The sequence below is a fragment of the Clostridium sp. AM49-4BH genome (assembly GCF_003478335.1).
Classification (GTDB): Bacteria; Bacillota; Clostridia; order Lachnospirales; family Lachnospiraceae; genus Butyribacter.
Window position 1 is genome coordinate 1 of sequence record NZ_QUFB01000044.1, and the last position, 24,845, is coordinate 24,845.

General features: G+C 40.3%; 29 protein-coding genes and 3 pseudogenes. 3 read left to right on the forward strand and 29 right to left on the reverse strand.

What is annotated here, in order from left to right; genetic code table 11:
- Positions 1-63: 63 nt before the first annotated feature.
- The 17 genes and pseudogenes from DW981_RS11345 to DW981_RS11425 all read right to left on the reverse strand — a co-directional run bounded on the left by DW981_RS11345 (position 64) and on the right by DW981_RS11425 (position 9,969).
- Positions 64-258 (reverse strand): hypothetical protein, encoded by a 195-nt coding sequence (locus tag DW981_RS11345; RefSeq protein WP_118507791.1) that lies wholly within the window; start codon positions 256-258, stop codon positions 64-66.
- Positions 245-652, reverse strand: a complete 408-nt coding sequence (locus DW981_RS11350; protein ID WP_243034736.1) for a hypothetical protein — start codon at positions 650-652, stop codon at positions 245-247. Before DW981_RS11350 ends, DW981_RS11345 begins: the two co-directional genes overlap by 14 nt.
- Complete coding sequence (locus tag DW981_RS15730; protein WP_243034737.1) at positions 637-867, reverse strand: hypothetical protein; 231 nt, start codon at positions 865-867, stop codon at positions 637-639. The genes DW981_RS11350 and DW981_RS15730 overlap by 16 nt, the downstream gene beginning before the upstream one ends.
- 144 nt (positions 868-1,011) lie before the next feature.
- Positions 1,012-1,191, reverse strand: a complete 180-nt coding sequence (locus DW981_RS11355) for a GyrI-like domain-containing protein (protein WP_118507792.1) — start codon at positions 1,189-1,191, stop codon at positions 1,012-1,014.
- Positions 1,181-1,396 carry a hypothetical protein gene (locus tag DW981_RS11360; RefSeq protein WP_118507793.1) on the reverse strand — a complete coding sequence of 72 codons (216 nt, stop codon included), beginning with the start codon at positions 1,394-1,396 and terminating at the stop codon, positions 1,181-1,183. The genes DW981_RS11355 and DW981_RS11360 overlap by 11 nt, the downstream gene beginning before the upstream one ends.
- A 12-nt stretch (positions 1,397-1,408) precedes the next feature.
- Positions 1,409-2,329 carry a YafY family protein gene (locus DW981_RS11365; RefSeq protein ID WP_118507794.1) on the reverse strand — a complete coding sequence of 307 codons (921 nt, stop codon included), beginning with the start codon at positions 2,327-2,329 and terminating at the stop codon, positions 1,409-1,411.
- 66 nt (positions 2,330-2,395) lie between these two features.
- On the reverse strand, positions 2,396-2,941 hold the full coding sequence (locus tag DW981_RS11370) for an NUDIX hydrolase (protein WP_118507795.1): 546 nt from the start codon (positions 2,939-2,941) through the stop codon (positions 2,396-2,398).
- 95 nt (positions 2,942-3,036) lie between these two features.
- Entirely contained in the window at positions 3,037-3,447 is a 411-nt protein-coding gene (locus tag DW981_RS11375; protein WP_118507796.1) for an HI0074 family nucleotidyltransferase substrate-binding subunit, read from the reverse strand.
- Positions 3,448-3,894: 447 nt separating this feature from the next.
- Positions 3,895-4,314, reverse strand: a pseudogene (locus tag DW981_RS15735) (N-acetyltransferase); the annotation flags it as partial.
- 22 nt (positions 4,315-4,336) lie between these two features.
- On the reverse strand, positions 4,337-4,765 hold the full coding sequence (locus DW981_RS11385) for a GNAT family N-acetyltransferase (protein WP_118507798.1): 429 nt from the start codon (positions 4,763-4,765) through the stop codon (positions 4,337-4,339).
- A gap of 54 nt (positions 4,766-4,819) precedes the next feature.
- The gene (locus DW981_RS11390) at positions 4,820-5,176 is read right to left on the reverse strand and encodes a hypothetical protein (RefSeq protein WP_118507799.1); all 357 of its coding nucleotides are present in this window, start codon (positions 5,174-5,176) and stop codon (positions 4,820-4,822) included.
- A gap of 17 nt (positions 5,177-5,193) precedes the next feature.
- Entirely contained in the window at positions 5,194-6,030 is an 837-nt protein-coding gene (locus DW981_RS11395; protein WP_182434253.1) for an alpha/beta hydrolase fold domain-containing protein, read from the reverse strand.
- 60 nt (positions 6,031-6,090) lie between these two features.
- Positions 6,091-6,633, reverse strand: coding sequence for a hypothetical protein (locus tag DW981_RS11400; RefSeq protein ID WP_243034738.1), 543 nt, complete (start codon positions 6,631-6,633; stop codon positions 6,091-6,093).
- Positions 6,633-7,565: a MarR family transcriptional regulator gene (locus DW981_RS11405; RefSeq protein WP_118507801.1), complete on the reverse strand. Its 933-nt coding sequence runs from the start codon at positions 7,563-7,565 to the stop codon at positions 6,633-6,635. Before DW981_RS11405 ends, DW981_RS11400 begins: the two co-directional genes overlap by 1 nt.
- A 461-nt stretch (positions 7,566-8,026) precedes the next feature.
- On the reverse strand, positions 8,027-8,251 hold the full coding sequence (locus tag DW981_RS11415; RefSeq protein WP_243034739.1) for a hypothetical protein: 225 nt from the start codon (positions 8,249-8,251) through the stop codon (positions 8,027-8,029).
- 102 nt (positions 8,252-8,353) lie between these two features.
- The gene (locus tag DW981_RS11420) at positions 8,354-9,241 is read right to left on the reverse strand and encodes a CPBP family intramembrane glutamic endopeptidase (RefSeq protein ID WP_118500665.1); all 888 of its coding nucleotides are present in this window, start codon (positions 9,239-9,241) and stop codon (positions 8,354-8,356) included.
- Positions 9,241-9,969: a MerR family transcriptional regulator gene (locus DW981_RS11425; protein ID WP_165852778.1), complete on the reverse strand. Its 729-nt coding sequence runs from the start codon at positions 9,967-9,969 to the stop codon at positions 9,241-9,243. The genes DW981_RS11420 and DW981_RS11425 overlap by 1 nt, the downstream gene beginning before the upstream one ends.
- 445 nt (positions 9,970-10,414) lie before the next feature.
- On the opposite strand from DW981_RS11425, the gene DW981_RS11430 reads away from it, so the two are divergent.
- Positions 10,415-10,654: a DUF6061 family protein gene (locus DW981_RS11430; protein ID WP_003505342.1), complete on the forward strand. Its 240-nt coding sequence runs from the start codon at positions 10,415-10,417 to the stop codon at positions 10,652-10,654.
- Between the two features lie 209 nt (positions 10,655-10,863).
- Here DW981_RS11430 and DW981_RS11435 read toward each other — a convergent pair whose 3' ends face one another.
- From DW981_RS11435 to vanR, 5 genes are all read right to left on the reverse strand, one after another.
- Complete coding sequence (locus DW981_RS11435; protein ID WP_118507804.1) at positions 10,864-12,105, reverse strand: ABC transporter permease subunit; 1,242 nt, start codon at positions 12,103-12,105, stop codon at positions 10,864-10,866.
- Between the two features lies 1 nt (position 12,106).
- Positions 12,107-12,994, reverse strand: coding sequence for an ABC transporter ATP-binding protein (locus tag DW981_RS11440; RefSeq protein WP_118507805.1), 888 nt, complete (start codon positions 12,992-12,994; stop codon positions 12,107-12,109).
- Between the two features lie 139 nt (positions 12,995-13,133).
- On the reverse strand, positions 13,134-14,198 hold the full coding sequence (locus tag DW981_RS11445) for a HAMP domain-containing sensor histidine kinase (protein WP_118507806.1): 1,065 nt from the start codon (positions 14,196-14,198) through the stop codon (positions 13,134-13,136).
- 13 nt (positions 14,199-14,211) lie between these two features.
- Positions 14,212-14,721: a VanZ family protein gene (locus DW981_RS11450; RefSeq protein ID WP_015526351.1), complete on the reverse strand. Its 510-nt coding sequence runs from the start codon at positions 14,719-14,721 to the stop codon at positions 14,212-14,214.
- Positions 14,722-14,737: 16 nt separating this feature from the next.
- Positions 14,738-15,433: a VanR-ABDEGLN family response regulator transcription factor gene (gene vanR, locus DW981_RS11455; RefSeq protein WP_003505360.1), complete on the reverse strand. Its 696-nt coding sequence runs from the start codon at positions 15,431-15,433 to the stop codon at positions 14,738-14,740.
- A 182-nt stretch (positions 15,434-15,615) separates the two neighbouring features.
- Between vanR and DW981_RS11460 the strand changes: the two are divergent.
- Positions 15,616-15,798, forward strand: a pseudogene (locus DW981_RS11460) (site-specific integrase); the annotation flags it as partial.
- 182 nt (positions 15,799-15,980) lie between these two features.
- Here DW981_RS11460 and DW981_RS11465 read toward each other — a convergent pair.
- The 5 genes from DW981_RS11465 to DW981_RS11485 are packed head-to-tail and all read right to left on the reverse strand — an operon-like array spanning position 15,981 to position 22,252.
- Positions 15,981-17,690, reverse strand: coding sequence for an ABC transporter ATP-binding protein (locus DW981_RS11465; protein ID WP_118507807.1), 1,710 nt, complete (start codon positions 17,688-17,690; stop codon positions 15,981-15,983).
- Positions 17,683-19,446, reverse strand: a complete 1,764-nt coding sequence (locus DW981_RS11470) for an ABC transporter ATP-binding protein (RefSeq protein WP_118507808.1) — start codon at positions 19,444-19,446, stop codon at positions 17,683-17,685. The genes DW981_RS11465 and DW981_RS11470 overlap by 8 nt, the downstream gene beginning before the upstream one ends.
- 3 nt (positions 19,447-19,449) lie before the next feature.
- The gene (locus DW981_RS11475) at positions 19,450-20,922 is read right to left on the reverse strand and encodes an energy-coupling factor ABC transporter ATP-binding protein (protein ID WP_118507809.1); all 1,473 of its coding nucleotides are present in this window, start codon (positions 20,920-20,922) and stop codon (positions 19,450-19,452) included.
- Positions 20,919-21,644, reverse strand: a complete 726-nt coding sequence (locus DW981_RS11480; RefSeq protein WP_015524536.1) for an energy-coupling factor transporter transmembrane component T — start codon at positions 21,642-21,644, stop codon at positions 20,919-20,921. Before DW981_RS11480 ends, DW981_RS11475 begins: the two co-directional genes overlap by 4 nt.
- Entirely contained in the window at positions 21,641-22,252 is a 612-nt protein-coding gene (locus DW981_RS11485) for an MptD family putative ECF transporter S component (RefSeq protein ID WP_118507810.1), read from the reverse strand. The genes DW981_RS11480 and DW981_RS11485 overlap by 4 nt, the downstream gene beginning before the upstream one ends.
- Before the next feature lie 186 nt (positions 22,253-22,438).
- Between DW981_RS11485 and DW981_RS11490 the strand changes: the two genes are divergently transcribed.
- The gene (locus tag DW981_RS11490; protein WP_117659137.1) at positions 22,439-23,407 is read left to right on the forward strand and encodes an AraC family transcriptional regulator; all 969 of its coding nucleotides are present in this window, start codon (positions 22,439-22,441) and stop codon (positions 23,405-23,407) included.
- A gap of 278 nt (positions 23,408-23,685) precedes the next feature.
- Here DW981_RS11490 and DW981_RS11495 read toward each other — a convergent pair whose 3' ends face one another.
- Both DW981_RS11495 and DW981_RS15740 read right to left on the reverse strand, forming a co-directional pair.
- A complete protein-coding gene (locus DW981_RS11495; RefSeq protein WP_118507811.1) occupies positions 23,686-24,396 on the reverse strand; it encodes a DUF6040 family protein in 711 nt (236 codons plus the stop codon).
- A pseudogene (locus DW981_RS15740) lies at positions 24,374-24,845 on the reverse strand (conjugal transfer protein); the annotation flags it as partial. The gene DW981_RS11495 and the pseudogene DW981_RS15740, both read right to left, overlap by 23 nt.

The window sequence follows — 24,845 nt, forward strand, 5'->3', positions numbered from 1 at the left end:
CTCTGTTCAATAAGATTTTTACTAACCGCCAAGTCAGTAGTCTTATTGTACTCTGAGGTATTTTCAATTTTCAACATCCACATTTTTTATTATACAGGAAGCTCCTTTAAAAACCATGTCTTCCAATTTTTCCGACAATTTCTTAAGCGCAATAGTAACATAATAATCTTTCTCAATGATGTCTGTTGGGATAGCTAATTCATTTGCTGCGCCAATTAACAACTCATCAAACGCCTCTCTATCATCATGCAAATTCATAAATTATCCCCCATTCAATCATCTTTTTTGCCGTAGCTTCTGTCAATGCAGAAGTCACCTCCGATAGCTGTCCTTTTGTAAATTGTTTTTTTCTTATATATAAAATCAATTTATCAATCGTCTCTTTTATCGTAAGTTCCGTATAGCGTTCAGCTTGACCAACGCTGTCAAGCAATTGTAAAAGTTCTGCATTAGATTCTGATACAATAATGGGTGAACTCTTTACCCTCACTCGCTGATTGCCTAGTGTAATTATGCGTCCATTCGTTGATTCACGATTTGTAACTATTTCAATCATAGCAGGCATTTGTGTTGTTAAACCTAATTGATTGGCAAATGATAGTCCGGTAACATATCCATATTTATCTGACTTATTTTCTACATATTTACGCATAATAACTTCTGTTGGATCAAGATAACTTTTTCCAAGCAGTCCACCGAATCTCGAATATAATATATTCCGTTATCATATCTCTCCAGAAATCCAATTGCCGTCAACCGCTTTACCGACTGGCGTACTGCATTTTGAGATAATCCATCTATCGACAGTTCCTTTATGAATATTGGCTCATTATACCCATAATTTTCCATCAAATATGCTTTCAACATCCACTCACCTCCATGCAGTACCAATTTTATATTGTTATAGTTAATATATATGTCACATTATATAAAAAATATACTTAATTTTCAAGCAAAATAATATAAAATTATAGTGATATCGCAGAAAAATCAATAAAAAATCAACTTGTTTTACAGTTTCCTTATCGGATGCCTAATAACCGTTTTACATTTTTCCGGTGCCGTTTTCCTTGGGTCTGACAAATAAATTTCATGATGTCGCCGTTTACCAGTGAAATCATTCACATAACCGCTCTCCTCAAGATACTTGTCCATCATTGCCACCGATTCAGGTTCATTATCAAATGCCATTTATTGCATCCCCACTTTCTAAAATCTCTTTTTGTTTCTTTTTACTGAATCCCCCAAGCACGAGATTATACGATTTATCTAACAAATCTTTTAGCAAATCGTCTTCGACCTCACCGTTAGGATTGTCAATATTAGCACACCCCTTACATTTTTCAGTCTGTTTCCAATTGCATTTGCTACACAAAATTCCACATCTTGATTCCATTCACATTCCTCCTCAGCCATCCGCCACATTGTCATATTTTTTCTTCATCTGCAAAATACTTTGGTGTAATTGTTCTCTTATTTCTTTCGGTTCCAACAGTTCCACCTTATCCCTAAAAGATAATAACCAGGTAAGCAAATTGTCTTGATTTGTATAGTCTGCCTGAAATAGAAGCGTTCCATCTTTTTGTTCTTGAAAACAATGTGGTCCAAATTCTTCTACCAGTCTCCATTTACAATCCGCCTCAAACAAAGCTTTTACCTTAATTCCACCAGTGAAGATTCTTTCGTCTCTCAAATCCGGCAAAGGTGCTGTTCTATCGGAAAAAACATGCCCGGACAGATGCACTTTGTCCATACGATTTAATTTAAAAAGGCGAAAATCTTCTTTGCTTTTACACCATCCCCATACATACCAGCTTGACCATCGAAAGATAAGATAACAAGGCTCAATGACACGCTGAGATTCACCCCCCGGAGCATAATAAAAGAACTCTAATTCCCGGTGCTGCTCTATTGCCTTTCTTATCACTTCTATCTTCGGAGCAAGAGAATCTTTGTACCATGAAGAGAGGTCGATCAACACCGATTGATTTCCCACTAAAAAATCAGAAGATCCTATGGATAATTTTTCCATCAACTGCCCATATCTGTTCGTCCCATTTACACTATCCAGGCTTCGCAGACCGGCAAGGATATCCTGCATTTCATCATGAGTCAGCATTGTTTTATCAATTTTGTATCCATCAATAATTGAAATTCCTCCGTTTGCTCCTTGTCTGGTCACAATCGGTATACCAGCCTTACATAAATCTTCAATATCCCTGTTTATGGTTCGTCTGGACACCTCAAACATTTCTGACAAATAAGGTGCTGTAACAGATTCCTTCTGCAATAATATGGATAAAATTCCTAATTGCCTATCTATCTTCATCGTTACTCCTTTACAAAATGCATATTAGCATAAGAAACATGACAGCTGTATGTCATGTTTCCTATATTATTTCCTGTTATTCACACTATTTTCGCCTTGCAATATTTCCCTTGCCCGATATAAAACCGGTAATTCTCTGTTTGCTACAAGCTTTCCTATTTTGGTATTTGCCCTGTCTTTATACTCTTTCACCGCCTCTTCATAAGATAATTTCAGCGTCGATAAATGAAAACTGTTGATCTCATCTTCGGTCAGATTTTTATCGCCAAACGACTCCACTTTACACAAAAAATAATTATTGATGTTATGTCTATGGATCAAATTATAATAATCACTGACAACTCCAATTTTGCAAATTATCGTTACCGTTACGCCTAATTCTTCTTTGAGTTCTCTCCGTATCGCAGTCAACAGGTCTTCCCCATCCTCAACACCGCCACCAGCCGTTTCTATCAGTGTTGCTTTCCCAAAATCATCATCCCTCTGCGCTCTTACAAAGTAAAATTGTCCACTTTCATCATAAACGATTGCCCTAGCAATATTTCTATCATGATCAATATAGTCCAATTCCCACTCTGTATCCTGTAAATCAATGTTTATTTTTGTGTGCATACAGTCACCTCCAATGTATATCATCAACGCATTTGTTTAATCCTATTAAACAAAAAATAAACGCAGGACATACCACAGCATGCCTTGCGTTTATCTTACATCCAATTGCTTTCAACCTCTTCCAACTTCTTCAGCAGTATATTTTTGAGAGCTGTAAAAGCCGGAATAAAACTGTCATGTATCAACACAATCATTTCATCCACTTCATCTTCATTATAGCTATACACAGAAGTATTATATTTTTTTAACATAAGCAGCCATATCTGAGAATCATTGATAAATCCAATTTTATACCCAAGCTGTAGAATTTCACGGGGAGATCCTGTAGTTGCCTCTTCTACGCTGTGCAATCTCATAATTTCCTGTAACGCTTTCCATGCAAGTTCAAAAGTAAGATTAAACTGTCCAATGATCCCCATCCGATATATATCATTCGTTTCTGCAAATTTAAAATCGGCATTTGCCAATATGGACAAACAATTTGTAAAGTTATCAAGCTTTTTCATAAATTGTAACACCATCCTTTTTTATTTAATTAGCAAGTAATTCAACTGATACAAACCATCCTATGGAATATATCAAAATACATCTATTCACCGCATATTCTCAATCACAAGCAATGCCACAATCAAAATAGCATATGATATATATAAGCTAGCCTTTCTATGAATTTTGACCCACTCAAATCTTTTCTCCAAGAAATATAATGGTATACGGATAACCATTTCAACTACCATTATCAGCCCTACACCTAGAACCCCATCTAAGAAGTTATGTACATTCCAGCCACCTAACATTAGGCAAAAAACGCATCCGCAAATCAAAATTCTAATAAGAATATTTCTTACTATTTCCTTAGGCGATCCATACGCCTCACCTACACTGTTAGTCCACGCAACCCACTCATATAACACATCTTTTTCCATTTTTGCGATATCCTTAGCAATATCAATCTGCTGCCATATCATCGCATAATCTTTTTCATCGGTATCGTCATCCAAACCTTCGCTCTGAATCTCAAACCCCTCTCTTTGGTAAAAGCGCACTGCCCGTGTATTCTTTTGGTATACCTTTAAGAGTAATTTCGATTTTCGATCCTTTGCATAATCTAACAAAAGTTTACCTATGCCCCTCGACTGCATTTCAACCGCGACAAAAATTCCTTCTATATATTCGCCATTCAGACCTATAAAGCCTTGTATCTTTTTATCATTTTCATATACATAGCCTTCCGCCTGTGGTAACATTTCTTTCACGAATTCAAAATTCGTGTTCCAGTATTCAGCAGAGATAAAATTATGCGCTTTCAGATTGGTGTCTAACCACAAATTTGCGACATCATTTAAGTCTGCTTTCTGCAATTTTCTGATCATAAATATTGCTCTCCCTCAAATGCTATAGTTTATATTGCAAATTTTTACGCATCCATGTATGCGGACAATATTCATCCATATGAATATCATTCAACTCCGTATAGCCCTGTTTATTATAAAAATCTGCTACACGACATTGCGCAGACAATTCTACCACTTTGCCTCCAAGATCTCTAACTGCTTTTTCTGCGCCCTGCAGCACCTTTTCGCCATATCGCTTCCCACGAAACTCTTTGCAAACCGCAATTCTGCCGATAACATAGCAGTTCCTCTCTTCTGAAAAAAAGAATCTGCAAGTTCCTACCGGAATGTCTCCGTCAAAAAGCAACACATGTTTAGCAAAGTCATCTATCTCATCAAATTCATCTTTAAATCCCTGTTCCTTGATGAACACTGCTTCCCGTATTGTCTTTGCTTCCTCTGGTATCTCATCGTAAAGCTTTATAAACATCGTTATCCTCTCCTGTATTTAATAATAGCAACTCCCAGATAAACTGGAGGTTATCTAGTTCTCCTTTTTAAGCAATTTCTTTTTCATTACATTATGTTCAAACTCAACCCACCCTATCTCGATAAATAAAGCTAGCATAGCAATAATCACCTGAAGCAAAATACTATCCAGCTTTTCAATAAAATATCCAAGAACCGATAGTGTAATAAAAAGTACACAACCCAAAATAATAAAATTTCTGCCATGTCTATGGTTCCATTCAGCAACACTCGTCAGTTCATCTTCACGAGGTGGTTTCTCCCCCGTGTTTATTGCTACTGGTTTTTCAGCCCTATACTGACTTATGCCAAGTATAATAAATACAAGTGAAACCAATAATGAAATCACCAAATAAACAATTGTAGCACCCATAACTATCCTCCCGACTTTTATATAGTCTTCCTTATAAAATCTTGTATAATTGACAAAATAGTTTTTGAAAAATATATATTCCCTCCGTGTTCGTCCACATCCTTTATCTCATAATATTCCACACTGTGATTTGTCTCTTCTAATTTTTCAAATAATGTTCTACTATTTTCTACGGAAACAACAGGATCATTTGTGCAATGAAATATCAATACAGGTGGTATTATTATATCTTCGGCAATTAAAGACACACAAGATGCCTTATATGCAATTCCTTCATTTCCCTCAATACTATCAACACCAAGGAGAACTGTTGATGGTCGAACCGACATCCACGATGGCAATGGCTCACTAGAACAAATCAAAATATCAGATGATGCACTCTCCAAAATTACTCCTTTAACATCTGGAATTTCAATCATTCCACAAGCATTGTGTAGTACTGCCATCATAGCCAAATGACCACCTGAAGAATGTCCCATAAGATATGCTTCATTCATGTCAAAGGGAAGATCAAATTCTGATATCTTGCTTGCAACACACTCCATTGCATTTTTGATATCCTCTACCTGCGCCGGAAAAATTGCAATATCAGACTCACGAACCTCAATTGACACAATAGCAACTCCCTGTTTCGCCAACTCCGCCAGTTTCGGAATATCATTATACAGTTCCTGCTTGTGCCATGCAGCTCCTGAAACATAAAAAATAACAGGATATTTCTTTTCAAGTCCTTTTCTCCTATATGGCATGATAACCTGTAAATGGCGCTTGCAATTCCCATAATCAAAATATTCCCAATTCTGAGAATACAACCATTCCAAATCATCAAATTTAACTTCTATTTCCTTCTTCATTTTTTCTCCTTTACAATTCATTTATCTATGCAACACTATATTTCTTATTGTTTTCACTCATTATATAGCACGCTCTCCATTCAACTTGCGTTCCTTTAAATCCAGCCATGCTTTCGCCTTAAATGGAATCAGGCAAGTCTGACTTAATACCGGAATGCCATCAACCATCATTTGTCCAGTTTTTAACAATCCATAGTATGCTTCATTTAAAAGGATTGCCGATAAACTGGATATTTCATCATCTATCGGAAGTGGAGTGAGAACTGCATTATCTTCCAATATAATAAAATCCGGATTTCTGGAAAATATTTCTATCATATATGGATATTCTTTACTTTTCGGAGATGTGAAACGATAAAACTGTGCATTTCCAGTGCTTTTATTCAAATGCTCATATCCTGCTTCTTTGACATACTCCCAAAACTGCCTGCCAAACTCCGCTGTTATGGATTCAACAATCAATACAATATCTACATCTTTTGTAGCACGAAATGGTAATTCTTCGTTTTCCATAATCAAATCACACGCTGTCCCACCGATGATGACATATTGATTTTCAAAACCTTGAAATCTTTCCTTAAATTTTGTAAATCCACTAACCATTACTCCTGCAACCTTCTTTCCTGCAATTCATCTACTGCTTCTTCAATTCTTTCATCATTTGTATCTGTAAAAGATAAAACAAGTGAAATATCATCAGCACTGTTATCCTCTGAAAATTGTTTTGGGTTGTATGCCCATAATTCAAGTCTGACCTGTTTATCCGGGTCTATCAATTCATCAGTCAGCAAGGTTTTATCATAATATTTCTCACTAATTGCATAGGTAACAACTCGGCTTGGATTTAGCATTGTTTTTTCAGAAAGTGCCGTTTCCCCTGCAAAGACCATATTTTCTGTAACTTGCGTCTTATCTATATATCCTGTTTTTCGAACAGGAGTCGTCAAATATACTTTTGCTTTTTCAAATAATTCATCTCGCTTATATTTTGACTCAATAAACTTATTGACACCTTCTTTTGCTACAAGAAACAAATCTGTCGTTTCCAACTGCTTCACTGCTCTAGTCAAGGTCATTGCTGTAAACGGAAGCACTTTTCCGGCTTCTGAAATATACAATCGTTTTTTCTTACTGTACAGATAAAATAAAAACAACTGCTGCGTAGAGTAAACAAACTTACCCGTCAGCTTTTGGGGTTCTTTTTCATCAGAAAGCATTGTCCCAATGAAAGGAAGAAAGACCTGCTTATCAGTAATAAACGGTATATTATTTTCTATAAGGCTTTTTCTTCGATAATTTGATACCGTTGTAAGTTCAAATACGACTGGCACATTATCAATCTGCTGTATTTTTACAATTTGTTTTTTCAATGCCGGAAGTGTGGCAAGTTCTTCTGTTGGAGCAAGCATTATACAGCGTCTGTTTCCAATATATGCTGTATGAAAATCATAACTCCCTGCAATATAAACAGGCAAAGAATCCTGATGATTCCATGCTTCATATTTTATAGAAATCCCGAATACGCTTGTAAACATATTTCTCCTTCTCCTTTTAACTCAATTTGTTTCATTTTAACTTAGTCAATGTTAAAAATCAAGTTTTTGAGTTATTTTGAATTTGTATTTTTTTTCCGTGACCGGATACTGGTTCAATAATGTCTGTCTTTGAAACGCTTACCTGAACTTTCTGTCTTTCGTTATAGAATGATGTGGAAGTTTCGGTAACAGAGATATTCTGACCTACATAAGTAAGCTCAACCGTATGTATTTCGCCATTCACTACCATTCCGTAAGGTACGGTAATTTCCTTGACCTGCTAAAGTAGCTATCATCAGAAATGTTATTCATAGTCAAACCGGGGTCTCCTTGTGCTTAGAGTATATGAAGTTTTAGCTTTGTCTTGTAGTTTACGAATATCAAAAAAAGCCCTTTGAGAAAAGGATTTCTCCTCTCTCAAAGGGAAAGTTGGCAAATTGGAATTTACTATCCTTACAAATTCAAATAATCACCTGTGTTCCTATTCGTATTGTCTTGTCAGAGCATCCTTCTAGGTGCTTTGCTGTCAAAAACATATCCAGAAATTCTCCGTTATCCGTTTGCAAATAGTCAGCTAGATTATTTTCTGACAAACGGTTAACTAACACTTCCTGTAATTTCTGCATCTGTGATGCATTTAATACCTCTGCCATATCATTGATAATGTTATAAATCTCTTTACCCATAAGAACACACTCCTTTTTGAAGGAGTATATCGCAGAAAAATAGGCACAGCAACAGAGCGTATTACTGAAATTTGTGGGTGAGATTGAATATCTCTTTAATACTCAATTCCTTTTCGTCTTTACGCAAATGATGACTGCTACAATAATCATTGGAATCATACTGATAATACCAATATATGCTGGACCTAGAATTGCCATATTGGAATATTCAGGTTTTACCAGATATGCAAAGATGGTAAATGCATTGATAGCACCATGCATAAGGGATGGCAACCAAATGGTTTCTGTCTTTTCATATACATAATCAAGTAAAATACCCATCATAATAGTAGAGATACAGAATACGATTGGCCCAAGTACCGGTGCGCCGATATATTCTTTTCCATACTCATAACCGGCAAAAATCATGATCGGCCAGTGCCAAGCACCCCAGATTGCACCACCCACAATACGGCCTTTGGTGTCACCAAACTTTTTCTTCAAATACGGATACAGTGCACCTCGCCAACCAACCTCTTCGCCTAATGCGACAAACATATTCAGAAATGGTGCAATTGTCACAGCTTGAACAGACGTAATCAGCAGATACATTGGTATCGTGATACCCTGTGCCTCGAACTGTTCCAACGCTCCCGCTTCCTCTAAAAGACCTCTTAACGTCATAAATTCAGAGTCAAATGTATCCGGGAAAATCACAAAAAACAAGACCCCTCCAAGGATACTTAATAACGCCGGCATCCAAAGGGCAAAGAATACATAACGAAGTTTCCCTTTTAAATGTGGTACCCATCCCATACCTTTTAGCGGGATTCTGGCTACCAGTACACCAAGGAACGGCATAAACATGGTAATCATCACTATAACAGTAAACACTATCTGATTTCCATTATTACTAAAAACACTTGCTATCATTTCTAAAATCCAAGCTAGTCCAAATGCGACTGCCATGTATATCACAAATTGTTTCTTACTCAAATTAATTGTTTCCATTATGCATCCACCTCTTTTCTATATACTTCCAAACTCCAAATTTTCCTCCTACAACTAGGACAAGTTAACTTTCTCATCTTTGGATTATGATTTGCCAACAGAGTTTCCATTTTCCTTGGTTGAAATCTGGTATGGCATTCCGGACAAATATACTCTATCCGTTTGTACCAATAGTTTGCTAAAAAGACAGCACAAATAGTATACACTGCCGTAGTTACAAAAAATGGTATCCAAATTCCTTGTAATATACCAATAACAAAAGTTACAATTCCTGTGATTTCTACAGGAATTCCTACGATCAGCATTTTTTTGTACATTTTCTTTCGCTTTTCTTTTTCCTCCATAATTGACGATATGTCATGAATTGTTTTTTGTGAGCCATCCTTGAAAGAAGTCAAAAAATTTCTTATATTTTTTATTTTTTCTAATTGCTCTGTTTTTTTCTTAATATCTGCCTGAAGGTTTTTATTCAGTTCATCAAGCAAAAGTTCAATTACTTTTTTAGACTCATCAGATTCCAATATTTCAGCAATATCTTTAATAGAGATATCTAAGTCTCTCAAAAAGCATATTGTTTCCAATGTAGCAACATCCTTTTCAGAGAACAGTCTTCGTCCTCCCTCTGTCAAATCCGTTGGCACAAGAATACCTCTTTCATCATAGTATTGAATGGTTCTTACTGAAACATTACACTTCTTTGCAAGTTCTCCTGTTGTATATAATGACATATCCTGCCTCCTTTCAAGGCCCATATTAGTATATAACGCTGCGTGACAAGCAATATATCACGCTGCGTTATTTTTTATTTTTTACGCAAATAATTAATTTCTCATATCAACCAGACAGTGAGAGAAATTCAAATTTTCATGTGTTCGACAAACTGGAATTGAGATTTCATATATTCCAAGGGATTTAATAACTGTTATATTTTATTATCAAATATCTCTCAATCCCTTGAAAACACAAAGTTTATCGCAGGTGAGCTTTCCCTTATTGTTTCCCTTGCGTTATATCGTCCCACCAGTGTTTACGAACTCTGATAAGGGCAAAAACAAGGGCAAGAAAATTATATAAAACAGTATAACACAAAATAAAAGTGACATTGTGAACTGATTGAAATGCTTCTGATTTTTGCAACAAATGATTGATTTAACGAAAAGGAGATTTGATACGATGAGAACAATATTTGCAGAATACAATCCCAAGCGCAACAGTATTGATGTTTACACCTCTGTTGGCTATATGCTCCGCATTGACTGTTGGGAAGCTGAAAAGAACTTAAAAACCACACCAGGATCAGACTGTGCATTAAACGCACTCGCCATTGATGAACCTCTTGAATATGCAAAATTATATCTTGATGGAAATTTGCAGATGTGGGTAGATGCGGAAGACTCATTAGATATTTTTTAATTTTTAAACAAATACAACAGTTTAAATCGCTATTAACCACAATATTTCCGGAAAATTCATCATATGTTTGTGCAAATGCAAAGAAACGGCGGCTCTGAAAATCAAAGCCGCCGTTTCATAGGCGCGTGAAAATGTGTCTGCTCTGCGACGGCTTTTTTTCTTTTGCCGTCGCGCTGCAGATAACCTATTCGTTCTATTTTGAACTTCTTTTATGCTACCTGATGTCTGCAATAGGAATGAATCGCCAAGAATGTAAACACAAATAATTCAATTCCTGCCGAAATCAAAATAACATGCGGTGTCCAGAAACTCATTCCACCGATATTCAGATAATTGAAATCTGCAAGCTGAGAAAGGAAATTGTTCTGCATACCAATTCCGGCAGATGGAAGTATGGTAGAGAGCCATGTTGCTCCCATCGCTACATAAGCAAAAAGCGGCATGAGAAGAACTACAATAGAGATCAGCAAAACTGTCAATGTGTCTTTACATTTTGCAGACAGGAACAACGTACAGCTAACCGTTGCTAATACAGAAAGTAAGCCCGCTGCTGCGAGAATTATCTGCAACTGCCCCAGATTGATGTTTGGCAGATTAATGATAGAGTATCGCATCTGAAACGATGTTTTTAAGCAATCCGTCCCGAACGCTGCATCTAAAATCAGAATGTGTACCGTGATCCCGACAAGGAAAGTAACAACGAAAAGTGTAAATGCCGCCATAATTTTGGTAATTGCTAATTGTTTATGCCCGTATTTGGTGGTTCGCAGGATGCTGTCACCGCCCGTTTGATATTCTCCGGCGAAAGTAGGTGCTGCGATTGCCACACACAAAATAGCAAGGAACAAAATATAAAACTCAATATAATCAAATGCATCTTTAGAAATTCCAGAATGAAGATAAAATGGCGTATCAAGTTCTGAATATTTTTCAAGAGCTTTCTGCTGTGCGGTTTCGTTTTCTCTTTGCTCATTCCGCATGACATCCTGTAAATGTTCTGCGCACTTTTCATAATAGGCTCCGTCAATGTCATTCGGGTCAATATCCATTAAATCAGCACCAATGCCTGTTACTGGATCAGCAAACGCTTCGGACAGACCCATCAGCAAGTGACGGAACGGGACGATTTTTTCAACAAATACAGCCAGAGGAAAGCCCTCTTCCTCGACTGGCCCATATTCTCGAACGCAACTTTGATAAGTTTCCAAAGCCGATTTGATCCTATCCGGGGTCACTTCACCAGCGGATGTTTTATATAAATCTTGTTTGTACTTGATAGCTGCCAAGCCATCTAATTCTGTAACCGTGCCATCTTCGTTTGGACGGTTAATACCCTCAAATGAAATAGGCAGGTATGCCATGGCTACGGAAAGCAAAAGTGCGATTGCAAGTAAAATCATGGTACGCCGTGACTTCAAAATACGTTTTAGTTCAAGTCTAAAGAGCCGCATATTATCTGTCCTCCTTTTCCAAGTCTGTCTGCGGGAACAACCACAGATACAGATCTTCCAATCGTGGCTCCGTTGTAACAGACCCATCAATTTCCGAATGTTCGGACAGATAACGAATAGAAACCTGATTGTGATCTTCGCCTCGCTGGTTGATAATGCGCAGCCGCATTTCACATTCCGGCAGCTTTGAGGTCGGAATTATGCAATTCCAAACCTTGCCCTCAATCCGCTTGACAAGTTCTGCGGTAGTTCCGACATCAACAATTTCTCCGGCTTTCATAATTGCGTTGCGCGTAGAAATATATTCTATGTCAGATACGATATGGGTGGAAATCAACACGATTCGATCATGCGAAAATTCGGAAATGAAATTCCGCAGACGCACGCGCTCTCCGGGATCAAGTCCTGCTGTCGGTTCGTCCATGACAAGTATCTCCGGGTCGTTCAACATAGCCTGCGCAATACCAACACGACGCTTCATGCCGCCTGACAGATTGGAGATTTTTTTCTTTTTCACATCGGAGAGCGAAAGAATGTCCAACAAATAATTGATCTTTTTGGTAGTTGCCCTTGTATGAATATCTTTCAGCGCAGCCATATACTCCAAATAATCTTTGACCGTAAAATCCCGGTGATACCCAAAATCCTGCGGTAGAAAGCCAAACTTGCTTCGGTAGACTTCACCTAACTCTCGAATGTCTTTTCCGTCATAGTAAACCGCTCCGTTGGTTGGTGTCATAATATCAGCAATCATGCGCATGAGCGTGGTTTTCCCTGCACCATTCGCCCCCAAAAGTCCCCAAACGCCGGGAGTCAACGTCAGATTGACATCATTTACTGCTGTTTTGTCTTTGAACTGCTTGCTTAAATGCTCTATTTTCAGTTCCATGCTTACACTCCTTTCTTTTGTTTCAGCTGAACAATAAAAAGCCCTTGTTCGATATCATTGTACCGAACAAAGGCTTTTCAATCTCAAAAATCACACGCTTAAATTCCTAAGTAATTCCTAAGATCACATTCTTATTTTCCTAAGCGGAAAGTGGTAATGTAATCACAAAGTCTATGGTTTCGTTTTGACTGGATGCAGTAATCTTTCCACCATGTAAATGTATAATTTCTTCCGCAATAGAAAGACCAAGACCCGCACCACCTGTATTAGAAAGCCGAGCATCATCCAAGCGATTGAATTTTTCAAATATACTGTTAAGCTGTTCCTGTGGAATTGTTTTTCCATGATTTTCAAAAGTGATCTGAATATCATGCTCTAACCGTTTGGCGGATATAGTGATTTCTGTCTGCGGGTAGCTATATGACGCTGCATTTCGTAAAAGGTTACTGAAAACTCTCGCCAGCTTTTCGGGATCAGCGTTCACAGATAAGTTGTCCTCTGCAGTAAATACCGCCGTGTTGCCATTTGCAGAGAGTGTCGGGTATATTTCATCTATTACCTGCGCAATCAGACAATGTAAATCCACAGTTTCTTTTTTGATAATAACCGTATGTGCATTGTACTTGGTAATTTCAAAAAGTTCATTGATGAGCTTTTCAAGGCGCTCTGCCTTATTCAACGCCACTTTTACATACTTTTCCTTTTGCTGTTCAGGCATGTCAGGTGCTTCATGGAGCAGGCTCAAATAGCCGATTACTGTTGTGAGAGGGGTGCGTATATCATGTGCCAGATACATAATAATTTCATTTTTCTTTTCTTCTGCCTGCTTTGCAGCCCGTTTGCTCAACAGAACAGACATTTTAATCTGATTGAGCTGTTCCTCCAGTTCTTTCAGTGGCTCAGACAACGATACTGTATGATTGTTCTGCTCATAGACCGTTTGGGTTGCGTCAATTACTTCATCCAGATAGCCCCACGGCTTTTTCCAATAGTAATTGAAGATACATATAAAGCCGAGCATCAGATACAAAATAAAAAGCAGATCAAGCCGCCAGTAGAGCCATGCAAAAATACCGTTGTCAAATTTTGAAAAGATGTAGTCCAAGATAAGGGTCAAACCATATCCAACAACGGTATAAACCAGCAATGATAGGTATAAGCGCACTTTAAGGCGCTTTTCTGTTGTCATTTCTTTATTCGACATGAGAATACACCTCCTACCGATTAGCAAACAGAAGAAAGCCAAGCAGACCAATCACGACAACACTTACTATGCCTGCCAGAATGGAAAACAGTCTGTTTGCTTTTATTCTATTTCCGATTAACCGGGCTGCCATCGAATATACAGCAAGCCCCAAAAGACCACCTGCCGTATTTGTAAGTACATCAGTAATATCAGAACGTCCGACTGCTAAGATATACTGCATAGTTTCCAATAAAAAACTTGTTCCAGCAATCAGCATGAACTTCACATATAATTTTGTTCTTGGCAGAAGCATTTGAAGATAAATGCCCATAGGAACAAAAATCAAGAAATTTTCGAGTACCTCTGTTAAGTGAAATGCTGCGCCAACTTCTTTGTCATAGTGAAAAGGAATAAGGTTTATACTCCTTACTTTATCCAGATCACTGATTGAAAACTGTAGTTTGAACAGTATGATCCAAACCAGAAGTGCCAGATAAATTAAGAATAAAATAGTTGCCAAACAATTTGATTTTCTCTTCATAGCGTTCTCCTTTCGCTTAAATTTTGTAGCCGACACCCCAAATCGTTTTAATATACTGCGGAGTATCGGAAGTATCGTTCAGTTTCTCGCGCAGATGCCGGATATGCACAGTAATTGTGCTGCTGTTTTTAGAGTAGTATTCATCTTTCCAAACCGCATGAAACAGTTCCTCAATGCTTACAACATTTCCAGCACTTGACAAAAGGACGTGGAGAATAGAAAATTCTGTCGGGGTTAGAGAAACAGGTTCCCCGTCTAACAGACATTCATGGGTCTGCACATTCAAGCACAATTTGTTATAGGAAAGTTCCGATGGAATTTTCTCTGTGATGATACCGGGTGAATATTTCTTGTAACGTCTTAACTGCGCTTTCACTCTGGCAACTACTTCAAGTGGGCGAAAGGGTTTTGTCACATAATCGTCCGCTCCCAATGTCAGCCCCGTTATTTTATCCGTTTCCTCAATTTTAGCCGTTAGCATTATGATTGGATAAGTGTATTTCTTTCGGATAAGCTGGCAAAGTGAAAAGCCGTTCATATCCGGGAGCATAATATCCAGAATGGCAAGATCAATGTCGCCGCTTTCAATACACGACATGGCATCCGTTGCGCAGTAAAATTTATAAACAACGTAATTTTCGTTTTTCAAGTAGACCTCCAACAGATCCGCTATATCTTGCTCGTCATCTATAATCAATATCTTTTCAGACATATTTTCAACTCCTTTGCTCATATTTCCAATTAAGTATAGCAAATACAACATCTAAATTCACAATGGATTGCCTGAGAAATTATTAAGATTTTCCTAACTTTCGAATTTAGGCAACTCAAAATGCTAACGTAATTTACATATCAGTTTTTTATGTGTCATACATATTTTCCAATATACTTCCATACCAGACGGATGAGGTTGACCTGTTTTCTGATGATGACATGGATGGCGATATACAGCCAATTCCACGAGAGGATTATGAAAGACTGATTGAATTTCTACAGAATTACAATCCACCGGCAATACTTCCAATCCAGATAGCTTATTATGCAGGACTTCGTATCGGTGAAGCCTGTGGTCTGGCATAGATGCGAAAGATTCCTTCTAGGTATACGCAAGAAACGGCGGTTCTGATTTCTCAAAACCGCCGTTAGGATAATAACTTAAAATAGGCGCGCAAAATCACCTGCCCCAGCCAGCGGTTTTTTTCTTTCCCCGTAGTTGGGGCAGGTTCATGCGCTATGCAATTATTCTTCTTTAGCTTCTATCAAGCCGATATTTTTTGCTCTGCGTTCCACATAGCAGCATATTTTCCGCCTTTAGCCATCAATTCATCGTGAGTACCAGCTTCAGCAATCTTTCCGTCAGATACCACAAGGATTTGATCAGCGTTTTTGACAATGGAAAGGGTATGAGCAATCATTACCACTGTCTTTTTCTCTTTTAATAGATTAGCGATGGCCTGCTTTACGGCAAGCTCATTTTCAATGTCAAGAGATGCTGTTGCTTCATCCAAGAGCAGGATGGGGCTATTTTTCAGTATAGCGCGGGCTATTGAAATTCGCTGACGCTCACCGCCAGAGAGAAGATTTCCGTTCTCACCAGTCGGCGTATCATATCCCTTTTCCATCTTACGGATGAAGCTGTCACAGTTAGCCTCCCGGCAAGCATCCTCGATTTCCGTGTCCGTAGCATTAGGGCGGGCGTGTCGGATATTATCCCGGATGGTATCGTCAAAAAGAAATACGTCCTGGTCTACCATAGAAACTTGTTCCAGTACACGCTCTGCGGCAACATGGTTAATGGGTTTACCTCCAATAGAAATCGTCCCGCCCGTTGCTTCATAATATTTTGCAATCAGATTCAAAATAGTAGATTTGCCAGAGCCAGAGTCTCCGACAATGGCCGTGAGCTTTTGATCTGGCACCGTAAAGGTGGCGTGTTTTAGTACAGGTTCACCGGGAACATACTCAAAATCTACATTGTCAAATGTGATTTCATGGGTAGCTGTGTGAAGCGGCTCCATGCTGCCAGTTTCCTCCGGCTCATTCATTACACTCAAGATTTTGTTTTTCGAGATCATCAGGTTCTTATAACTGGTGAGGTCTACAAAAATCGAGTTAGCCAGCTTTGCACAGAACAGGGGCAGCATACAAATCAAAAGGTAGTCCACCGTGTTCAGTGTCCCTGCGACCCAGGGTGCATAGGCCAGCAAGATAACCAGCGGGCAGGACAGCCAACTCAAAATACCAAAGACCGCACCAATAGGAAGCACTTTTGATTCGTACACAAAGCTGATCCGACAGAACTCCCGCATAGCGTTGATAACGGTTTTATTCTTCAAACCACCTACGCCATAGGCCCGGAAAGTTTGAATACCAGACACATACTCCACAATGCTGCTGACATTCTCTGCACAAATATCATTCTTTTCTTTACCATACTTCCGAACCATACGGAAGGAAAGCCACAGTCCAGGGATCAAAAGCAAGTCGGCAATCAGCAGGATAATTCCGGCAGGCACATAAATGGTCATCACAAAAATAATCAGCATGAGCGAAAGTGCAAAACTCTTTGCCATATCACCGATCTTATGGGTCAGGATTTTTTCATAGTTGTTTACATCGCTTGTGATGGTATTGATATAATCGCCGGTCTGTCCCTGGGTAAACCGGGAAAGCGGGATACGCTTCAAATGGTCGCCCATAAAGAGGCGGGTATTCTTGCTGACCTCTGCACCGCCGATCTGCGCTTTGGTATAGCCATAGCTGTAAATCAGGATACGAAGAAGAAAAACCACCGCGATCACACAGGTCAGAACCAGGACACGGTTCATGTCAAATTGTCCCGACCACAAAAACTGCATGACAGAGTAAAGCAGCATAAACAGGCTGCCGGAGAGAAGCCCTTCCAGAACAGTCCCGCCAACGCCAATATAAAAATTACGGTTCTTTTTCAATACATCATGCTCACTCATGCTGCTCGCCTCCCTCCAACTGATAAGTAATATTCCGGGCTGTTTCGTAGTCCTCCCACGCCTTCCGATAGTAAGCATTGTTCTTTCGGACTTCCTCATGGGTTCCGACACAGGTAATTGTGTGATTTTCAACCACTGCTACACGCTCGCACATCTTCAACGCGCTCAAACGATGGGCTACCACAATGACAGTCTTTCCCTTACAGAGATTTTGAATGGCTTTGTCAATCTCCATCTGATTTTCCGGGTCAGAGGCGCTTGTGGCCTCGTCTAAGATCAAAATGGGGGCATTCTTCAGGATAGCGCGGGCAATGGCAATCCGCTGTTTTTCACCGCCGGAGAAGCGAGAGCCAAAGCTGCCCACCTTCGTGTCATATCCATCCGGCAAAGACATGATGAAATCATCAATCTGCGCCTCTTTTGCGGCGGTCCGTACTTTTTCCAGAGTGGCGTTACTGCCCATGCGGATATTTTCTAAAACGCTGTCACGGGTCAGGAAGGTCTTTTGGAACACAATGGCGACATTTTTTAGGATAGTATCATAATTGAGTTCCTTTACATTTTTCCCGCCAATCAGCACTTCGCCCTCCTGCACATCATAGAACCGGGAGATCAGCTCAATCACGGTACTTTTACCGGCACCAGACTGTCCCACAAGGGCCATGCGTTCACCATCTTTAATTTTGAGATTAACGCCTTGCAGTACATCGGTCTTGCCATCATAGGAAAACCGAACATTCCGAAGTTCAATATCGTGATTTTGGGGAAAGTCCGCTCCACCCTCATAAATTGGAATATCCAGTATCTCTTTGGTCTTAGTAACAGCGTTCAGCACATTGGCAAAATTAGTCCCCAGTTCCTGTAGGGGGCGTATTTCCGTCAGATACATGGAACCTACATAGACGAACAGCAAAAATGCGCTGGCAGCCAGTGAGCCTTTCAGGAAAAACATTCCGCCGATTGGAACCATTATCAACATCCCACATTCGATGATAACAACAAAGACCGCATAAGGTGGCCCCATGCGCCGGGAAGTTTCATTCCACATGGCATTTTCTTCCTGGATAGCGTCTGAAAACTTTTGAAACGATTTGCTCCCCATGTTATAGGCTTTAATCAATTTCATGCCGCTGATGTACTCAATCATAACCGAGTTCAGTGTGGTAATGGAGTGATTGGCCCGTTCCATCAGGTCATCCGTATTGCGGAACATCATCCCCATTACAACAACAGCAAGGATCAGCGGAACCAGGGAAATCAATGCCAGAGGAATATTGACGGTCATCAGATAAATAAAGATGACTACCGGCCCCACCAGATAGCACACAAGGTCAGGAAGGTTATGGGCCAGAAACAGCTCCAACTTTTCAATATCTTCATTCAGAACCGTTTTTATGTCCCCGGTGCGCCGTTCATTCAAGGCCCCTAAAGGCGCTCTGGCCATGTGTTCTGCAACCATGCAGCGCACTTTGAAAAGAGCGCCATAGGCCCCTTTGTGGGCTGCTACGCCGGAACAGCCAAACAGGGCAAACCGCAAAGTTACCGCCACTGCAATCATTACCACGGTATGTACAACAAGTTCCTGCGTGCAGGTATGATTGAAGGTGGCGTCCATCAGCCGGTAAATTCCAATGTAAGGGACGATAATGCAAAGACCGCTGACCGCCGATAGAAAAATTGCCAGGAACAGCCAGATTTTTTGCTCACCGGCCCAGTGGAGCAGCAAAGCTACTCTGTTTTCTTTTTTCTGTTTCATAGATCACCTCTCCTTTCCATCTGAAACAGAGAACAGCTCTCTCAATTTCGGGAGGGCATCCATTGTAACTGGTACATCATCGGGCATTTCGCCCTCGTCAAAATGCAGGACACGGGAGCAGGTACGGCAGACAAATTCAAAATCGTGGGTGACAATGAAAATAACCTTTCCCATATTGGACAACCGGCGGATCATTCCCGCCACCTGCGTCATACTGTCAAAATCAAGGCCGCTGGTCGGTTCATCGAATACCAGCAGATCTTTCCCACAAATCATGCTAACAGCTACAGCTACTCGTTGCTTTTGACCGCCAGAAAGCGTATTTGGATGGCGCTCCCGATATTGGGTAAGGCCTAATTTCTCCAAAGTTGCATTTACCAGTGTTTGATCTGGATTGCGTATACCAAAGGAGCACTCTGCCTCCACGCTGTCAGCGAAAAGTTCATAATTCACATCCTGCATAACCATGTAAGAGCGTTTCAGCCTTTCCTTACGCTCAATCGGCTCGCTTTCCCACAAAAATTGTCCATCGCAGTCTTTGTGAAGCCCACAGAGAGCGCGGGAAAATGTAGTCTTTCCAGCTCCGTTGTGGCCGACAACACCAATCACTTCGCCCTTTCCGGCGGATAGCTCAATGTCATGCAAAATTGTTTGCTTCTTGTAACGGAGCGTCACATTCCGCAGCTCCAATACAGGGGTAGGCGCAGGCAAGTGGGCTTTTTGCGGGAATACCGCCTGTAGATCAACAGCTCGCAGCCCCATGTGTTCACGATCAGGTTCAGATAGCTGCCAAAATTCTTCCGGGGTGTATATTCCTTTGATTTCTCCTTTTTCCAGATAAACAATTCGGTCAGCCAACTCCATCAGGTAGTACAGACGATGTTCCGCTATCAAAACTGTTTTGCCCTGTTTTTTTATCAGCCGCAAATGTTCCTTTAGTTCCTGGATCGAAGTCATATCCAGATTAGAGGATGGTTCATCCAATAGATAAATCTGTGGGTTCATGGCATAAACAGAAGCAAAGGCGATTTTCTGCTTTTCTCCGCCGGACAACTCAAAAATATTTCTGTTTCGCAGCTTTTGAATATGCAAATCTTCAGTTGTCTGCTCTACTCGCTCAGCTAATTTCTCAGGAGGGCGAGCTTCATTTTCAATTCCAAAGGCAATCTCACTGTCTGTATCAACATTAAAAAACTGCGTCCGTGGATTTTGGAAAACGGAGCCAACCTTAGCGGCAATCTGATACATGGGGATATTGCTGATTTCCTGACCATCTACCAGCACACGGCCATGAAGTTCCCCCTGATAAAACTGAGGGATCAGTCCATTCACCAGCCTTGTAATCGTTGTTTTTCCGCACCCGCTGCGGCCACAGAACAGGACGAATTCTCCGTCCGAAATTTTCAAATTGATGTCGCGCAGCCCACCATGTTCCTGCCCCGTATAGGAAAACGATACATTTTCAAACTCAATCAACCGATCACACCTCCTCGCACACATAATTCAAAAATCAGATAAGCTACGGCAACGGCCATGACGCCCCAATCGGAAATTCCGCATTTTATCTGGACAAGACAGGTGCGTGGATTGGGATTTTCAATTCCACGAGTGACAGAAGCAACAGAAAGATCATCCGCCGCTTTTGAAGCTGCCATCAATAAAGGCACATAAATACACTCAACCGTCATGCCCGGATGTGTTAAAAAGCCCGCCAGAGATGGTGAAACATCTCTCATCCGCATAGCGTCTGTGATATAGCGCCAGTCCTCTTGAATAGTTGGAATGTACCGCAGCATAACTGCCATAGGAATTACTAACTTTTTGGGTGCGCGGACACGGTTCATAGCAGACAGGAACTCATTGACTTTTGTAGTAGTCAGAACAATCCCAGCCAAGGTTCCGCACGCATAGACCTTATGAAACAAGCCTAAAAAGGCAATAAACATTGTCCGCAGCGTGCCTGTCATTTCTGCCATGATCCAAACTGTCAGGGCACAGATGACCGCATAAAAGCATACAGCCTTAATGACATATTTCCACTTTCCAAAGAAAGCCCCCAATATCGCAATCAGCATAACAAGGATAAATTGATATGCAAGTGAGGGCGCAAACATGGACGATAAAACACACATAAGAATAAGAAAGAGCTTGGCCCGTGGGTCGAGCCAAAGCTCTTTCTTATGGCGTTTACCGCTCATGCTGTAATACCTGCTTTTTCAAACTGCTTTTTCAGCATTTTGCAGCCTACAAAAGCGCTGATTGCAGATGTAATGATAACAGCAACAAACATGGCAATCAGGATGCCGGTATTTGCAGTTGCCTGCATGGTGTCGATGTAACTCTGTTCAGTTCCGTTCCCCAGCATGGTCTGTGCCCAGCCGTTGGGGTCAACAAAGAACACGATATATGAACCAGTGCCACCGAGAGAGAACAGGATATAAGACAGGCTGTTGAGTTTTTTGCTTTTGTACTGCCCTGCACCAGCAACAAAGTCCGCGACAATCGCCATGATCATGTAGCCCAATGCAAAAGCCCAGTGCATACCAGTCACGAACCAAATAATACCCATGATAACGCCCATTATAGAAAGGCTCCAACGCTTATGTACTTTTGCAATCAGCAAAAGATAAATGGGGCCAGCAAGCAGCCCACCTCCTGCTGGCATGAAAAAAGTAAGTACAGGATTCGTTGCAAAAAAGACACCGCCCACCAATACAAAAACAAATAACAGTGCAGTAAAAATACCTGTTGTTACAAGGTCTTTCACTGTCAGACCTTTGTTCATAGAATTTACTTGATTACTCATTTTGACCTCCTACCTTTCATTGTCTTGACTCGACAAGTGGTTTGTGATATTCTTCGGTTAGATACCTCTAATCTTCGTCTAATACAATACGCATTTATCGAACAACATTCAATAGGTTCCGGCAATGTTCGTCTGTTCCTTTCAAAAGTTCGTCTAATCGTTGCAAAAAGGAGGCGGTCTGTTTTCATGTCTGAAATTATTGACCAGTTTTATACACCGCTACTAATTGAACACGGTTTTATCCGTGACCCAGACAACCAGCAATATGGGGCATTAGGTGACTGCTGGAAACTTTCTCCCGAAGTTGGAGAAGGCACCTACTGGACTTATGGACAGAAAGACTTATATGATATTAAAATCCATAACTTTTCCTTCCACGAAGATTTCATGTTGGAATGCTCCATGCCGGAATGTCTGAGTATCACTCGGTATGACTCTATTTCCGGGGAGGAATTATCTCCATACCGTAGACTGTCTGCCGGTTGTATCAAAACATTTATTGGAGGCTACACTCCATACAAGGCTTTGATACATAAAAATATTCCAATCCGTTCGGTTGGGATTGAGATTGCACCGGCATATTATGAGGACTACCTGAAAAAACTGTACCCGGAGGCACAGATCAATCCTGTGGATGCATTTCGGAAGATCGACCAAACATCCGACTTTCCAGAAATGTCACGGTTACTCACAGAAATCAAAGACTATCGCGGGGAAGGGATTGCAGCAAAACTTTTTTATGAGGGTAAAGTTGCAGAAGCTGTTTCAATGGTGGTGGAATATCAGAAGAAACATCCTGATAAACCAGCCCATAAGCTCTCTCAACAGGATATTGAAAATCTCCAAATAGTTGCCGCTTATCTTAGCGATCACTATGCTTTTGATATTCCTCTGGAACGGCTAACACAGATTGCCTGCATGGGAACAACAAAGCTCAAAAGCTGTTTTAAGAAATACTACGACTGCACCATCACGGAATATGTTCAACAGCGGCGCATGAGCCAAGCAGAATATCTGCTGGCATATACAGAGCTGACAGTCGGGCAAGTTGCCCAAACAGTAGGCTATTCCACTTCAAGCCGATTTGCAGAATTATTCCGAAAAAGCACGGGATTGTTGCCATTAGAGTACAGAAAAAACGCACAGCGAAAGTAAAATGAGCGCCAGAGGGAACTCTGGCGCTTGTAAAATTTTTCACCCACATTCTAGTCGGGCTTAGCCATGTGTTGTGGAATATATACGGAATGCATCGTCAATATTCCACTGCTGCTTGCGGTTGTTACCAAGATAGTGAGAGCTCATCTGAACACAAAGTTTCCATTGCCCTTTTTCGTACCTAAACGAAGTAAGATTTCATGTGCATGCTCATCACTGAATTTTTAGAATAATCTGTCCTAGCACGAAAGTAAATATGAATAGTTTCTAATAGTTTTTTAATAATATCCTCTGGCTTCTTGCCATCCTTTTACATACCACCTAATTCCAACATATACCAGTTGCACCAATAATAAGAGAAATAGCATATTGATCGGCAAGACTGTCTTTATCCAATCTCCAAAGTAGATTGCTATTTCCAGGCTTATAAGTGTTACCAGTATGGTAATCATATCCCAACAGTATTTCTTATATAGCCCTGCAATCTTTATCCCTATAAACGCTACAAGTATTCCCGCACCCACCAGACATCCACCGCAAATCAATATTCTTATCAGCCAGTATATAATTCTGTCAATGACAGGATTGGATATTCCATTACTAATCTGTGCCACATTCTTTCCTATCAGTGCAATCCAGCCAGCAATAGTCTGTGTGAAAGTTTCGATTGTATCAAAGAATACCACGCAATCAGAAATAAATATTTTTGACCGTATCATCTGGAAAAGAGTAGTTGATACGGAATACCATATCAGCAGAAACATCAATGCTTCATACATGACTGTTTTTGTTTTATATCTGCCTGCCAGTTTTTCCCTCTGCGTATCATACTTTTCTTTGGCTTTCAGATAAGCTGTCTGATTACAATTCTGACACTTTTGATAGAGTACCGGCTTTTCAACCGGTATCTCTACTTTTTTCTGATGAAAGAGTGCATAGTCCCGTTCCTGTTCTGCCTGCCTTAGCTTATCTTGACATTCCTCTGTCATGATTTCGGCAGCGTGCGTTTTCTCTTTCTCGCTCTGCAACAATTCTTTTGTTTTCCTCAAGTCGTTCTTTAAGGCTTGAATGTTCCCTGCTCTGTTCTCGCTGTTTAACCTCTCGTTCAAGGTCAGCGATTCGTCGAGCTGCACTTTCAGTTTCCTGATAGTCCGGTCTTTCTGGTCGAGTTCTTCCTGCATCTGCTCCGTCAGCATTAGCAGTTCTTCCAGTTGATCGTCGTTCTTTGAGTTTCTTAATTCGTTCATCAATCAACCTTCCTTTCTCTAATTGCTGTTCAAGTTCAGTAATTCGCTGTTCTGTTTCTGCAATAGCCGGTTCTCGCTGTTCAATTTCTGTGCCAATTCCTGCCATTGCTGATTTTCGTCTGTGAGTTTCTGTATCTGGTCTGTCTTTTCTTCCAGAAGCATCAACAGTTCTTCTGTATCCGGTAAGATTT

Bases quoted from the DNA above. Each gene is read 5' to 3' on its own strand.
- DW981_RS11350 (WP_243034736.1), bottom strand. From the start codon at position 652: ATGCGTAAATATGTAGAAAATAAGTCAGATAAATATGGATATGTTACC.
- DW981_RS11490 (WP_117659137.1), top strand. From the start codon at position 22,439: ATGTCTGAAATTATTGACCAGTTTTATACACCGCTACTAATTGAACAC.
- DW981_RS11415 (WP_243034739.1), bottom strand. From the start codon at position 8,251: ATGGGTAAAGAGATTTATAACATTATCAATGATATGGCAGAGGTATTA.
- DW981_RS11445 (WP_118507806.1), bottom strand. From the start codon at position 14,198: ATGTCGAATAAAGAAATGACAACAGAAAAGCGCCTTAAAGTGCGCTTA.
- DW981_RS11495 (WP_118507811.1), bottom strand. From the start codon at position 24,396: ATGACAGAGGAATGTCAAGATAAGCTAAGGCAGGCAGAACAGGAACGG.
- DW981_RS11430 (WP_003505342.1), top strand. From the start codon at position 10,415: ATGAGAACAATATTTGCAGAATACAATCCCAAGCGCAACAGTATTGAT.
- DW981_RS11385 (WP_118507798.1), bottom strand. From the start codon at position 4,765: ATGTTTATAAAGCTTTACGATGAGATACCAGAGGAAGCAAAGACAATA.
- DW981_RS11425 (WP_165852778.1), bottom strand. From the start codon at position 9,969: ATGTCATTATATACAACAGGAGAACTTGCAAAGAAGTGTAATGTTTCA.
- DW981_RS11405 (WP_118507801.1), bottom strand. From the start codon at position 7,565: ATGTTTACAAGCGTATTCGGGATTTCTATAAAATATGAAGCATGGAAT.
- DW981_RS11435 (WP_118507804.1), bottom strand. From the start codon at position 12,105: ATGCGGCTCTTTAGACTTGAACTAAAACGTATTTTGAAGTCACGGCGT.
- DW981_RS11370 (WP_118507795.1), bottom strand. From the start codon at position 2,941: ATGCACACAAAAATAAACATTGATTTACAGGATACAGAGTGGGAATTG.
- DW981_RS11390 (WP_118507799.1), bottom strand. From the start codon at position 5,176: ATGGGTGCTACAATTGTTTATTTGGTGATTTCATTATTGGTTTCACTT.
- DW981_RS11480 (WP_015524536.1), bottom strand. From the start codon at position 21,644: ATGAGCGGTAAACGCCATAAGAAAGAGCTTTGGCTCGACCCACGGGCC.
- DW981_RS11450 (WP_015526351.1), bottom strand. From the start codon at position 14,721: ATGAAGAGAAAATCAAATTGTTTGGCAACTATTTTATTCTTAATTTAT.
- DW981_RS11420 (WP_118500665.1), bottom strand. From the start codon at position 9,241: ATGGAAACAATTAATTTGAGTAAGAAACAATTTGTGATATACATGGCA.
- DW981_RS11440 (WP_118507805.1), bottom strand. From the start codon at position 12,994: ATGGAACTGAAAATAGAGCATTTAAGCAAGCAGTTCAAAGACAAAACA.
- DW981_RS11470 (WP_118507808.1), bottom strand. From the start codon at position 19,446: ATGAAACAGAAAAAAGAAAACAGAGTAGCTTTGCTGCTCCACTGGGCC.
- DW981_RS11395 (WP_182434253.1), bottom strand. From the start codon at position 6,030: ATGAAGAAGGAAATAGAAGTTAAATTTGATGATTTGGAATGGTTGTAT.
- DW981_RS11365 (WP_118507794.1), bottom strand. From the start codon at position 2,329: ATGAAGATAGATAGGCAATTAGGAATTTTATCCATATTATTGCAGAAG.
- DW981_RS11355 (WP_118507792.1), bottom strand. From the start codon at position 1,191: ATGGCATTTGATAATGAACCTGAATCGGTGGCAATGATGGACAAGTAT.
- DW981_RS11360 (WP_118507793.1), bottom strand. From the start codon at position 1,396: ATGGAATCAAGATGTGGAATTTTGTGTAGCAAATGCAATTGGAAACAG.
- DW981_RS11465 (WP_118507807.1), bottom strand. From the start codon at position 17,690: ATGAGTGAGCATGATGTATTGAAAAAGAACCGTAATTTTTATATTGGC.
- DW981_RS11375 (WP_118507796.1), bottom strand. From the start codon at position 3,447: ATGAAAAAGCTTGATAACTTTACAAATTGTTTGTCCATATTGGCAAAT.
- DW981_RS11400 (WP_243034738.1), bottom strand. From the start codon at position 6,633: ATGGTTAGTGGATTTACAAAATTTAAGGAAAGATTTCAAGGTTTTGAA.
- vanR (WP_003505360.1), bottom strand. From the start codon at position 15,433: ATGTCTGAAAAGATATTGATTATAGATGACGAGCAAGATATAGCGGAT.
- DW981_RS11345 (WP_118507791.1), bottom strand. From the start codon at position 258: ATGAATTTGCATGATGATAGAGAGGCGTTTGATGAGTTGTTAATTGGC.
- DW981_RS11485 (WP_118507810.1), bottom strand. From the start codon at position 22,252: ATGAGTAATCAAGTAAATTCTATGAACAAAGGTCTGACAGTGAAAGAC.
- DW981_RS15730 (WP_243034737.1), bottom strand. From the start codon at position 867: ATGTTGAAAGCATATTTGATGGAAAATTATGGGTATAATGAGCCAATA.